The following is a 12,526-nucleotide window of genomic DNA, read 5'->3' on the forward strand; positions in this document are numbered from 1 at the left end:
GCGAGGCGACAATGGGTTGCTTCGCTTCGCTCGCAATGACGCTGGGATAGCGACGCGCCACTCGATTGTCATCCCCGGCGCAGGCGGGGGCCAGTACGCTGCGGCCTATCGGTTCAATCACTGCTGCCTCTGGGATACTGGGTCGCCCGGTCCCAGTGCGCAATTGCGCACAAGGCCGGGCGATGACAAGTGAATGTGTGTCGGCGTTCTCGCGGCGCGATGCCCGAGCTTTGCAAATTCGTTCGCCCTGAAGGAGAGGGCGCAGGGAATGCCGGGTGCTTGCTGCACCCACGGTCTCGTGTGCAATAATGCGCTAGGGAATACGCACACGAGCATACAGGTACAGCCGGAGCAGCCCGGCATTCCCTGCGCGATGGGTTGACGGCTTATGCCGAGCTCTCCCTGGAGACGAATTCCTCTTGCCTCCATCACGGCCGGCTTGATGGCCAGATCGATCCGGTTGGATCAAACTCGCCACCGGCAGCTTGGCACCAGCCACGGGTGTCAGGACCACACGGTTTTGNTTCAGCGCCGTACGTCCTGCGCGCCGTGTCCACTCACGGCCAATGCCGCCCTGCGAACACTTCTCGCGCCGACGCTGCCGCGTCCACCGCATCCCGCCCCACGTTCGTGACGATGGCCAACGCCCCTCTTGTCGGGACGGGATGGCCGGATTTGTAAGCGTGATTTGGGTTGAGGATGAAGCGGAATATTTTTGATGCGACGACTGGACGGGGCAAATCACGTTGAAGTTGCTATGAAAAATAGGTTATTGCAGAAAAACGATTTTTTGCACACGCCGCGTGCATCGGATTGATTTTGAGCGCATTGCCTCACTAGCGTTTGGGGCAAATTCTTTGCGCCAAACCCGGGAATAGTGACAGCTTCAGTGTACCTAGGCGTGCCCGGCCAGCCAGACGATCCCGGGCCTTACATGCTTTAATAAGATTCTCCCGGAGCACTCATGGCAAAACACCGGATCTATACAACGAGCTTCGCAAGCGTTTACCCACTTTACGTCGCGAAAGCAGAGAAGAAAGGACGCACAAAAACAGAGGTCGATCAGATCATCTCTTGGTTGACAGGCTATGGTCAGAAGGAGCTGGAAACTCAACTGGAAGAACAGACTGACTTTGAATCGTTCTTTGCAGGGGCCCCCAAGATCAATCCTTCGCGAACCTTGATTAAGGGCGTGGTTTGCGGCGTCCGGGTGGAAGATATCAAGGAACCAACTATGCGAGAAATTCGCTACCTAGATAAACTGATCGATGAGCTGGCGCGCGGAAAAGCAATGGACAAAATTCTGCGAAGAAAATGATCCTGGGCTTTGGATGTTCGCTGCCCACATCGGCAGCGCTAGTCCCGATCTACTTTGGCTTTCGACATCACATAGCCGTCACGCGTCTGCGGCAGCTTCCAGCCGAGAACCTTGCTCGCGACGAGCGTTCGCAGCACCTGTGCCGTGCCACCGCCGATCGTGAACATGCGCACATCACGCGCCATGCGCTCAAGCGGGAAGTCACGCGAATAGCCGCGCGCCCCGAACACCTGCAGGGCATCGTTCACGATCTTGATCGCGGCTTCCGACGCGAAGATCTTTGCCTGCGCGGCGAGGGCCGGATCTGGAAATGAGCTGTCGCCAGGGCCGCGCGAGGACGCCGCCGCATACAGCATCAGGCGGGATGCGGTGAGCTGCGTCTGCATATCGGCGAGCATCCATTGCAGGCCCTGGAACTCGCCGATCGGCCGCCCGAATTGCTCGCGCGCCTTGGCCCATTCAACGGCATGCTCCAACGCGCCCGCCGCAATCCCCATGGCGACCGTGCCCGCGCCGACACGCTGGCTGTTGTAGGCGTTGATAAGATCGGCGAAGCCGCGCTTGAAGCCTGAAGGGGGTAACAGCACCATGTCTGGCGTAATCTCGAGATCCTCGAACACGAGTTCGCCCTCGGGCATGCCGCAGAGCCCCATCGTCGTTTCGCGCTTGCTCATGCGCAGCCCCTCGGCCTCCCCGCGCACGGCCAGGAAACCGCCGGTGCCCAGTTCCTCACCGCGCTCATCGAACACGCGTGCGAAAATCAGGTGCAGACGCGACACGCCAGCGCCGGTGATCCAATGCTTCTTGCCATTGAGCACGTAGCGGTTACCGCGCTTGTCGGCCCGCGTCTTCATGCCGCTCGCGTCACTGCCCGCGTCAGGCTCTGTAATGCAGATGGCCGGTTTGTCGCCCGCCAACACGAGGTCGGCAGCGCGCTTGCGCTGGGCATCGGTGCCGTACGCCATGACGGTCGAGATCGCACCCATGTTGGCCTCAACGACGATACGTGCCGAGACCGTACACGAGCGTGCCATTTCCTCGATGACCAACACCGTATCGAGGAAGCTCCGACCCTGGCCGCCGTATTCCTTCGGAATGGTCATTCCCATGAAGCGCTCGGCTTTCAGCGCTTCTACGACATCCCAGGGATACTCACGCGATTGATCGATCTCGGCAGCGCGTTTGCGCGGCAAACCGTTTGACAGAGCGCGGGCTCTTTCCTTCAACGCCAATTGCTGAGATGAGAGCTCCATGACGTCCTTCCATTCTGCGCGGATTAGCGTCTCTTCCGGTCGAGCGTTGGCCGCAGGCGTAATCCGCCACTGCCTCCAAATGGGGAAGGTATTGCTGATCCGTCCTGCGATTGTGTTCTCGCCAGGGTGCAATTGCAATACAGAATGGCGCGTAGGGCAGTTAGCCCAATGGGTCCGCGCGAAAGCGCGGCCCGCGACGAGCGCAATTGCGCTCGCGCAGTGATGACATGCTCCGGTGTAATCCGTCGTTGCCTCTCAGGCGAGATGGCGGAAAAAAGAGGTCCGCTTATGAACGGACATGGAGCGGGGGAGGCGAGAAACTTCCGCTAGTGACCCAAAGGCTGCATCGTTAGCGTTTAGTAACGGTTGCAAACCAAATGATCTGCATCTGATTTTGGTTTCTTTGATTTTACGTGGTGCAAGGTGCGCGCGTTGGCCAGGACGCAATCGGGGTTGGCAAAGACCGGTAAGAGTCACAGATGAAGGCTAAGCTCGCAATCGCGGTATTCCTGGTCTTTGGTGTTGTTGGCCTTGGTTACCCTTACGTTCGTGGCAACCCGCCGTTCACCTCTCAATTTGTGCAGACCTGCGAGAAGGCGGTCAAGGAACGGCTGGCGGTTCCGTCCACCTACCAACGGATTAATGTAGAGGAGTCCAGGAGGGCCATCACATTCGACGAGTTTTTCACCGACCCGATGCGCGCCGTATCTGAGGCAACCAGAAAAGCCATGGTTCAAGTCGCACGGGTGCCGCCGGTTCGGTATGTCGCGCTCATCGACTACCAAGCCCAGGACTCGATCGGCGCCATCATTCGAGAGAGGGCGACATGCGCCTTCAACTCACTTAATGGGAGCGATGCGCCTACCCGTACGTATTGGGTGATGATCGATGGCGAGTACAACAGGGAGTGGGTCGCGAGGCAGCCCAATGCTGCGACTCTCCAGCGGCGTTTGCTGGAAAATTGGTGACGCGGCGGAACAGCCCGGGGAAGCCGTGACCTAAAGCCGACTTCGCCCAGGCTTAAAGTCAGTCAGCCGCGTATGCTGCGACCATGACGCGGCAGATTACGAACCAAATTACCCTGCTTCAGTCCTCTTCGTCGGGCTGCGCACGACGGCGTTCTACGGCTTCACTCATATCGTGGAGTACAAAGAGCGCGAGGGCCGCCATGTGCCGCCGCTGTTCGGGGCTAAATGTCTTGTAGAGTGGCTGCCACGCTTCGGCGAGCTTGTCCAAATCGGCTGATCGCTGAGCCAAAGCTTCCGATCGGCGTTGCATGAACGCGATGGGGTCACGATTGCGCATGACCTCGATGGGGTTTTGGTCGGCCCGTCTGCCCACCGTTTCCGAGATTTTTGCAACGCGGGCCTTCCGGTCCTCCGCCCTCGCACGAATGGCGCTCTCTACGGCCGGCCATAATTTTTCCTGGTCGGGTGTGAGCTGCAACGCGGCCTTTATCAGTTCAATGCGCAAGTCCGTCAGCGAATTCCGGTCCGCCGTATTCAAGCGTTCCGGAGTAGCGGGAGAGGGAGTTTGCGCGTGGGCAATCGGCGATGCAGTAAGGAAGAGTGCAGTTGCTCCAACCACTACTATTTTCATCATCGGCGATCTCCTAGGTAGGTAGCCCCCAGGCACCGCGGAAAAGAGATCGCGCACCGCGAGGTCGCGTTGATTCAAATCAAAGGAGCAGAGAAGTTCTTTGACGCGCAGACCAAACTACCGGTGTCCGCGTTTGCGCCGGTATTCAGGGCTGCCGGACATCGTCCCGCCATGTGCGAATGACCGCGAAGCGGGGCCTACGAACCGACATCCGGACGGCGAGTGCAGGCGCCTGTGCGCATCTTTCAGATGCGCACATCGTATCGCGGCTGCCCGTCAAAGACCCCCTCGCGGTACGAAGAAGCAAAGCTCAACCCCCGTGTGCCGGTTGATGAACAGCACGGGGACATGATCAGGGGTATCTTCTTCCTTGACGACGTCGGGCGGTATGGTTTTCCACTCGCCGTCTTTCAGGTATTGCCACTGGTCCGAGCGATCTTCGCCGACTCTGAAGCGGGTCTTGAATACATCGCCATTGTCGCAGCAGGATTTCCAAGGAACGCCGAGACGCTGCCGGGCGGCCGCGTTCATTTCCTGCTTGTTGAACCACTCGTGGTGCGGCATCGACGGATCGTGCGCGTCAGCCCGAATGGAAGATAAGACAAGAAGACCTAGTGCCGTCAGTACGCGACCGAACGCTTTCATGGCAGCCTCCGTTCTGGACTGTCACCAAACTTAGCATTCTGCGAATCACACGAACTCTCCGGCAACTAATCAGGTCACATTCAGGGAAAAATGGAATCTCATTTCTGAGTGATCTGCTCATTTAAGCAGACTGTTGTTTTTCTGTTTGCCGCCTGCTGCGCAGCGGATCCGCAATATTACGGGGTACCTCTTAAGCGTTCTCTGCTCTCAATGATGCTTATTGCGCGACGGAACCGCGCAGGCAGAAGGACGTCCCAGTGCTCCGTCGCGGCATCAAGTGCGCGTGAGACGTGAAGCAGTTCACATTTGGAAATCGCGTGCTGTTTTAAAGCCGTCGCAAGCCCGGTTTCGGGAGGTGTGCGATGCCCTTGCTCAACAGCCAGATCCGTTGGCAGGGAATGGCCGCCACGGTGGTGGTCGACCTTCTCATCCTGCTCACACTTGCGTTCGCCGTCGTTAGTTACGTGGAATGGTCATCGAACACGGTCGTGGCCGAGTTCATGCGTACGGCGGAACAGTCGGCATCCGATCCGAACCATTCCAGGGAATCTTCAGCTCGGCCTCAGTCCCAGGGACCAACAGGCTGTCCCGTGGGCAGGAAAGCGTTGCCAACTCAATTGGCGCCCTTGCCGTGATCCATGGACCAATTCGGTCTCGTGCGCTTACGCGCACGATGGGTCGATTTCATCTGCGGCCGATCAGCTCGAGCGGCGTACGGTAGAGCTCGTTACTGTCACCGTCGGTTACGCGCACGGCGCACCCGGTGGAACAGAGCTCGGGACGAACGATGCGAAGCTCGCCCGCGAGGCTGTCAGCCTTATCGATCGCATTTTCCGTGTTTTCGAGGATCATGCCGCCCTGGCATTTGAACTCTGCGCCGATGACGAGATCAAAATTGAAGTATGGCATTGCAGCCCCCAGCCAAGTTTCAATCGCGCTGAATCTAACCTGAGTCTGGTTGGTTCCCTCATTACAACTCTGACCTTGAGATCTGATTGTGGTCGTCTGTTGCGTTTCGGTACTGTGACCGCACCACCACATGCACAAAAGCGCGACGAAGCACCTGCAGGTCGTACGATTATGGTTCGTAGGACGGGTGGAGCGCAGCGAAACCCATCGTCGGTGGAACGGATGCAGTGTTGGGTATCGCGGAGCCTGTCATCGGGCGCGCGTTCGCGCGACCCGTTGGCTCCACCCATCCTACGAAAACATGCGTTGGGATCTCGCGGCACTGCCACGCTTTAGAGGCGGTCTGGCATGATTGACCTCAAACGTCAGCGCTTTAGAATCGCTATGGAACCCTGAGACCAATGAACTGGAGTTGTGACCAAGATCATATGGATCGCTCGACTTCCGACGCATCGTACTGGCGTTGTTGGATTCCCTTGAGGTGCGGATGCACTGCACGAATTGCGCAGCCGAAGTCCCGGAGCAAGGAAAAGTCTGTAGCCGGTGCGGAGCGGCGGTCGTGCGACGCTGTCCGGCCTGCGGCGTGGCGAACCCGGCACTGAACAGATTTTGCGGCGACTGCGGGACCCAATTGCGCGTGGAGTCCCGCGCGGTGGCGCCGACGGCGCGTGACCCGCGGCCGATCGAGCGCCGGCAGCTCACCGTCCTGTTTTGCGACCTGGTCGGATCGACTGCGCTCTCGGCGAGACTCGATCCCGAAGATTTCAGCGCAATCATTGCCGGCTACCGGCGCTGCATTGTTGAAACCGTTGCCCGCTTCGACGGCTTTGTCGCGCGACATCATGGGGACGGCGCCGTCGTATGCTTTGGCTATCCTCACGCGCACGAGGACGACGCGGAGCGCGCCGTTCAGGCCAGCCTCGCGCTGGTGCAGGCGATCGCCGCCTTGCCGGCGAAAGAGAAGTTGAGCGCGCGCGTCGGCGTTGCAACGGGTGTTGCGATTGTCGGCGACATGTCTGATAGCGCGATTTCCGAGGAGCATGGCATCCTCGGTGACACCCCGAATCTTGCCGCCCGGCTGCAATCGCTCGCCGAGCCCGGCGCCGTTGTCATCTCGGGCCGCACCAAGACGATCGCGGGACCGCAATTCGAGTATCTCGATCTCGGTAAAGTCGAGATCAAGGGCTTCGTAAAACCGGTTGCAGCCTGGCAAGTCGCCGGCAGAACGACGGTGACCAGCCGATCGCACGCGCTGCAAAGCGGCGATGTGCTGCCGCTGATCGGTCGTGATGAAGAAATGGAGCTAATTCTGAGCCGATGGAAGCGGGCAAGGGCCGGCGAAGGTCAGGTGGTGCTGCTTTCCGGCGAAGCGGGCATCGGCAAATCACGGCTCACCGTCGCGCTGCTGGAACAGCTTGCGCGCGAGCCGCACATACGTCTGCGGTGCTTCTGCTCGCCGCAGCATACCGACAGCATGCTCTATCCTGTCATCGGCGAGATGTGGCGTGCCGCCCGCTTCGCTCACGAGGACAGCCAGCAAGCGAAAACGGACAAGCTTGATGCGCTGCTGGCGCAGAGCTCGACGCCGCCTCAGCATGCGGCGCTGTTTGCCGAAATGCTGTCGCTGCCCAACGATGGACGCTACCCCCCGGTTGAAGTCGAGCCGCAGCTGCGGAGACTGAAAACGTTGGAAGCACTTGGCTTGCAACTCGAGGCGCTGGCGCGGATCAATCCCGTGCTGATCATTTTCGAAGATGCGCATTGGGCCGATCCAACCAGCCTCGAATTGTTCGCCCGGGCGGTAGACCTGGCCGTGAGCCACCGGCTCCTGATACTTGTTACGTTCAGGCCTGAATTCAGCCCGCTCTGGATGGCGAGGCCACACGTGACGGAGCTGATCCTCAATCGGCTGGCGCCGCGCGACATCAATTCCCTCATCGAGGGGGTCGTCGGAAACCGGTCGTTGCCGGCGAGCGTCCGCCAGGACATCATCGAGCGCACCGACGGCATTCCACTGTTCGTGGAGGAGATGACCAAGGCAGTGCTGGATGCGGAGGGAGAGAGCGAAGCGCAGCAGGTACCAGCGCCTGTCGCGGCGGTTCCGGCGAGCTTGCAGGCTTCCTTGATGGCGCGGCTCGACCGGCTCGGGCGGGCAAAGGACATCGCGCAGGTCGGCGCGGCGATCGGCCGGCAATTTCCTCACATGCTGCTGGCTGCGGTCGCGCGAAAGCCCGAAGCGGAACTGGATGCCGATCTCAACCGGCTCATTGCAGCGGGTTTGTTGTTTCGACACGGCATCCCGCCGCATGCGAGCTACCTGTTCAAGCATGCGCTGGTTCAGGATGCAGCCTACGGTACGCTGTTGCGCGAGCCGAGGCGGGCGCTGCATGCGCGGATCGCCGAAATCCTTGAAAGCCAGTTCCCGGAAATTGCCGAGAGCCAGCCCGAACTGCTCGCGCGTCACTACACAAAGGCCGACCTGATCGAGAAGTCGGCGCGTCTGTGGGGCAAGGCGGGGCTACGGTCACAGGAGCGCTCGGCGTTGGTCGAAGCAGCAGAGCAACTCGGCCAGGCCCTGGCGCAAATCGCGACCCTGCCCAGCACGCCTGACCTGCGACGCGAGCAGATCATCCTGCAAGTCGCGCTCCTGAACACGCTGATGCATGTCAAGGGATATGGCGCTCCCGAAACCAAGACTGCGGTGGCGCAGGCGAGGGCGTTTATCGAGCAGGCGGGACAGCTTGGAGAGTCTCCCGATGACCCCTCGCTGCTGCTCTCGACCCTCTTTGGCCAGTGGATCGTCAATTTCATAAACTTCAACGGTGACGTCGCGCGCGAGCTCGCAAGCCGCTTTCTGGAGCTCGGCGACAACGAGGGGGCGGCGGTCCCGCGCATGATCGGACACCGCACCATGGCAAGTACGCTCGCGTTGCGGGGGGACCTTGTCGAAGCGAGGGCGCACTACAACGAAGCCCTCGCGCTCTATCGTCCCGCCGAGCACCGCCGGTTGATGACGCGATTTGGCCAGGACCTCCGGGTGACGTGCCTGGCGTTCCGTTCAATGGCCTCATGGCTGCTCGGTTATCCCGAAGCTGCGCTGAACGATGCCGACTGCGCGCTGATGGAAGCGCGCCAGGTCGAGCATGCGGCCACGTTGATGTTTACGCTGAATTTCCCGATCCTTGTTAATACCTATTGCGGGAATTACCACGCGGCAAATGCGCATCTCAAAGAGCTTGTCGCGCTGGCGGAGGAGAAAGGCGCCCCGTTCCGGAAAGCCGAAGGCGTGTTGCGGCGGGGCTATATCCTGACGCTGACGGGAGCGGCGAAAGCGGTCGAGACCGTCACGGCGGGGATCGATCTATGGCGGTCGGCCGGATCGACGATCTTTACTCCGGAGCAGGAGTTCATGCTGGCAATTGCGCATGCGGATTCGGGCCAGTTCGATGATGCCTGGCGCTGCATCGGCAAGGCCATGACGGCGATGCGGGAAACCAAGGAGAGATGGTGCGAGGCCGAGGCTCATCGCGTTGCCGGGGAAATCGCGCTGAGGTGGCCGCAGCGGGGCGAGGTGAAGGCGCAAGCGTATTTCGAGCATTCGCTCGCCATCGCGCGAGCGCAGCATGCAAAGTCCTGGGAATTGCGCGCGGCTACCAGCTCGGCGCGGCTGTTGCGCTGTCAGGGCAAACGGAAAATGGCCCGTGACCTTCTCGCGCCCATCTACGATTGGTTCACCGAAGGATTTGATACAAGCGATCTGCGAAAGGCCAAGGCCTTGCTCGACGAGATCAGTTGAAGGCGTCGTCCGGCGACGGCTTTTAGACGATCGCCGCCGGTTCGCCATCGTCAAGCCGGTCGACTCCTGATGATATCTTGACGTGGCCGACGTTGTCGGCGGACGATTTAGATTTGATTCATTGTAATTATTAGAGCTCGATTCAAATTTTCTGGCCATGATCGCCGCGTTTCCGCGGAATTCCATTTGATCGGCGCTCCAGCAAGACCCGCGTTGATTCGGAATCATTATCATGGCGATCATCGGTGCAGGGCGTGCTCAGGAATTTTGTGAGCTTGCAGGTGAGCGGTTGAATGCCGCCAGCCTGAAATCGCTTGCGCCGAAATTGTTGGCCGTCTGCGCTATCTTGTGCGCGGTCTCCGTTGCCGGTTGCGCGCGCAATCCGGTGCAGCGCGAATTCAATCCGGTCCAGCGCGAAGTCAAGGCGCCTCCCGCCCGTGCGGCCGTGCCCCGCCGACACTCCGAACCGCATCGCCATGCCGAGGTAAAGATCCGGCAGCCGGATCCGGCGCTGCTTTCACCGCAGCCTGCACCGGATTGCGAGTTCAAAAGATCCGACCTCAAGACCGTGGATCCGGATGAATGGGCCCGCCTGAAGGTCGAATACGAGCGGCAGTGCTACCAGGCTGCAGAGAAGGCTGCGCGCGACCGCCTGAGCTTGCTGCAATCATCGAGCAGATGCGAGGTTGAACCGGTCCGGCAGCCAACGCCGGTTCGGTAACACTCCGTGCAGCCGGGGCTGGCTTAGTCTCGTCGACGGTTGGTGCGAGTCTCGGCGTTCGCAAAAGGTCGCGCATGGCCGCGGCACACACTTCCAAATTCCATCAATAGCAACTATCGGTGCCCGGTAAGGCCTGTGTCATCTTGATGACAATGGCGGGGCGACATTCCTCAATTTGGTCCCTTTTTTGCCATTCCGCCGTCTCACGTTTTCGCGGGTTTGGGGCTTTATTTTATGGTGTTTGGCTTGGGGAGGGAATTTTCGAAGATCATTTTTTAGAAAGTAACTATGAAAACTCTTTACGATTTACTTGGTGCACTTCCGGACGACGACGCGGAAGGCTTGCGGTCTGCCTTCCGCAGGGCCGTCAAGGCGAACCATCCCGACCTCAATCCCGGCGATCCGGAAGCTCCACACACGTTCAGGCGGATTGTTCGCGCCAACGCCATTCTGAGCGATGAGCGGCAACGAGCGGCTTATGACCGGCTGCTCGAAGTGGCGCGCCGGCAGCAAGGTCAGAAACCAAAGGGCAGTATCTACGCCACTCGCATCCGCAGGCTCGGCGTTGACGCAATAGTGAGCGCCGTCGCCTCGACCGTGTTTATTGCGGGCTACTTCCTGCTTAAACCCGTCGACAGGCTGCCCCTCGCTTCGGCGCAGGTGCCCGAGATATCGAGGCGCGAGGTGGCGCAGACCGTCGCCGTCAGATCGACCGAACTATCCTCGCAGGACCGGACTCGCCCAGGCGACAAGCCCGAAGATGTCGGGGCCGACACGAAGCTCGACGTGAAACCCGAGAATCTCAAGGCGCCGGCCAGACCGGACAGCATTGCATCTGCGGTGACGACAGGCATTGCTTCTGCAAGCGCAGATGTTTCCCCGGCTCGCGAGTTGGGGCCCAAAGACGTCAAATATTATCGGGAGCGGGGCGTCTCGGCGTATCGCAGCGGGGATCTGTACATTGCGCTTGCCAATTTCGATTTGGCGATCCAGCAGGACCCCGCGTGCTCGGATTGCTACGTTGATCGCGGGATTGTCCTGCACCGCATGGGCGATCTGAAGGGAGCAGTTTCCGACATTGCCGTAGCCAAACGCATTGATGATCTGAGCCGAAACAGGACCCTTTCCGAGCAGGCGCGCGCTGACGGGTCTGTGCAACGCGCGACCCACGACGAGCGCAAAGCGCTCGCGCGGTGATGACAGGCTCCGGCGTAATCCGCCACACCATCTGAAACAGGATGGCTGCGTTTTCGCCTTCTGCCTTCTCCCGGGCCAGGGGCGGATGAGGCGCTGATCCGGGGCGCCGTCAAACGCATTGCAGCGCCGCGTCCTTGCCGTCTGGACATGAGCGCGTCGCTTTGTCCAAAATCGCTCCGTACAGAGGAGCGCCCCGATGCCGATTATCGATTCCCAGGTTCATGCCTATGAGGCGAACACGCCGAAGCGGCCCTGGCACACCGTGCCGAACTGGCCCGATCACGTCACGGGTGACGAGATGGTGGCGGCGATGGACAAGGTGGGCGTCGACGGCGCGATCTTCATTTCCGCCTTTTCGATGTATCGCTACGACGCCAGCTATGCCGTGGAGGTGCAGCGGGCGCATCCCGGCCGGCTCGCCATCGTCAAGCCGGTCGATCCCGATGACCCACATGTGGCCGACGTCGTCGCCGAATGGAAGAAGACGCCGGGCGCGGTCGGCATCCGCATCATGCTGCGGAAGGAGGCGGCGCGCGCGCCTGACGATCCCGGGCTCGACCGCATCGCGCGCGCGGCGGTTCGCCATGATTTTCCGGTCAATTTGCTGTGCTGGGACAATCTGGACGCGGGCAGGGTGCTGATCGATCGGCATCCCGACACGCGCTTCATCATCGACCACCTCGGCATCCTGCAGCCGCGCGTGCCGCCGGCGCCGCCGGAGCCATGGGCCGAGCTTCCGAAGGTGCTGGAGCTTGCCAGCCGGCCGAACGCCGTGATCAAGGTCAGCGGCGCCTGCACGCTGTCACGCGAGCCGTATCCTTTTCCTGACATCTGGGACCCGCTGGAGCGCGTGTTCGATGCCTGGGGCTTCGATCGCTGCCTGTGGGGCACGGACTGGACGCGCGCGTTCGCCGTCGTCAATTACGAGCAGGCCGTCGAGCCGTTTCTCAAGACCACCCGCTTGAGCGACACCGAGCGGGCGATGCTGATGGGCGGCGCCTGCGCCAAGGCCTATGGCTGGTCACCGAAGAAGGGTTAGCATGATGACGTAGCACGCAGCACTGCCGCAGCATATATCTGGACACAAG

Annotated in this window: 11 protein-coding genes and 1 pseudogene; 8 read left to right on the forward strand and 4 right to left on the reverse strand. The window is 60.5% G+C overall.

Going from position 1 to position 12,526, the window contains the following annotated elements; all coding sequences use genetic code 11:
* Positions 1-964 precede the first annotated feature (964 nt).
* On the forward strand, positions 965-1,318 hold the full coding sequence (locus CQ14_RS29150; RefSeq protein WP_057861261.1) for a DUF2200 domain-containing protein: 354 nt from the start codon (positions 965-967) through the stop codon (positions 1,316-1,318).
* Positions 1,319-1,356: 38 nt separating this feature from the next.
* Here the strand turns inward: CQ14_RS29150 and acdA are convergent, their stop codons facing one another.
* Positions 1,357-2,550: a 3-sulfinopropanoyl-CoA desulfinase gene (acdA, locus tag CQ14_RS29155; protein ID WP_245320594.1), complete on the reverse strand. Its 1,194-nt coding sequence runs from the start codon at positions 2,548-2,550 to the stop codon at positions 1,357-1,359.
* A 500-nt stretch (positions 2,551-3,050) separates the two neighbouring features.
* Here acdA and CQ14_RS29160 point away from each other — a divergent pair, with 500 nt between their 5' ends.
* Positions 3,051-3,539: a hypothetical protein gene (locus CQ14_RS29160; RefSeq protein ID WP_057861263.1), complete on the forward strand. Its 489-nt coding sequence runs from the start codon at positions 3,051-3,053 to the stop codon at positions 3,537-3,539.
* 118 nt (positions 3,540-3,657) lie between these two features.
* On the opposite strand, the gene CQ14_RS29165 is transcribed toward CQ14_RS29160, so the two are convergent.
* Entirely contained in the window at positions 3,658-4,173 is a 516-nt protein-coding gene (locus CQ14_RS29165; protein WP_057861264.1) for a Spy/CpxP family protein refolding chaperone, read from the reverse strand.
* 273 nt (positions 4,174-4,446) lie between these two features.
* Positions 4,447-4,815, reverse strand: a complete 369-nt coding sequence (locus CQ14_RS29170) for a hypothetical protein (RefSeq protein WP_057861265.1) — start codon at positions 4,813-4,815, stop codon at positions 4,447-4,449.
* A gap of 362 nt (positions 4,816-5,177) precedes the next feature.
* Here CQ14_RS29170 and CQ14_RS43975 point away from each other — a divergent pair, with 362 nt between their 5' ends.
* Complete coding sequence (locus CQ14_RS43975; protein WP_156435556.1) at positions 5,178-5,450, forward strand: hypothetical protein; 273 nt, start codon at positions 5,178-5,180, stop codon at positions 5,448-5,450.
* Positions 5,451-5,499: 49 nt separating this feature from the next.
* On the opposite strand, the gene CQ14_RS29175 is transcribed toward CQ14_RS43975, so the two are convergent.
* On the reverse strand, positions 5,500-5,724 hold the full coding sequence (locus CQ14_RS29175; RefSeq protein WP_057861266.1) for a hypothetical protein: 225 nt from the start codon (positions 5,722-5,724) through the stop codon (positions 5,500-5,502).
* A gap of 487 nt (positions 5,725-6,211) precedes the next feature.
* Here CQ14_RS29175 and CQ14_RS48360 point away from each other — a divergent pair.
* The 5 genes and pseudogenes from CQ14_RS48360 to CQ14_RS29195 form a co-directional block, all read left to right on the forward strand.
* Positions 6,212-6,337 (forward strand): annotated as a pseudogene (locus tag CQ14_RS48360) (double zinc ribbon domain-containing protein); the annotation flags it as partial.
* 24 nt (positions 6,338-6,361) lie between these two features.
* Positions 6,362-9,520, forward strand: coding sequence for an AAA family ATPase (locus CQ14_RS29180; RefSeq protein ID WP_057861267.1), 3,159 nt, complete (start codon positions 6,362-6,364; stop codon positions 9,518-9,520).
* Between the two features lie 232 nt (positions 9,521-9,752).
* Entirely contained in the window at positions 9,753-10,241 is a 489-nt protein-coding gene (locus tag CQ14_RS29185; protein ID WP_156435558.1) for a hypothetical protein, read from the forward strand.
* A gap of 288 nt (positions 10,242-10,529) precedes the next feature.
* Positions 10,530-11,438, forward strand: coding sequence for a J domain-containing protein (locus tag CQ14_RS29190; RefSeq protein WP_057861269.1), 909 nt, complete (start codon positions 10,530-10,532; stop codon positions 11,436-11,438).
* 196 nt (positions 11,439-11,634) lie between these two features.
* Positions 11,635-12,477, forward strand: a complete 843-nt coding sequence (locus CQ14_RS29195) for an amidohydrolase family protein (protein WP_057861270.1) — start codon at positions 11,635-11,637, stop codon at positions 12,475-12,477.
* Positions 12,478-12,526: the final 49 nt, after the last annotated feature.

The organism is Bradyrhizobium lablabi, from assembly GCF_001440475.1.
GTDB lineage: Bacteria > Pseudomonadota > Alphaproteobacteria > Rhizobiales > Xanthobacteraceae > Bradyrhizobium > Bradyrhizobium lablabi.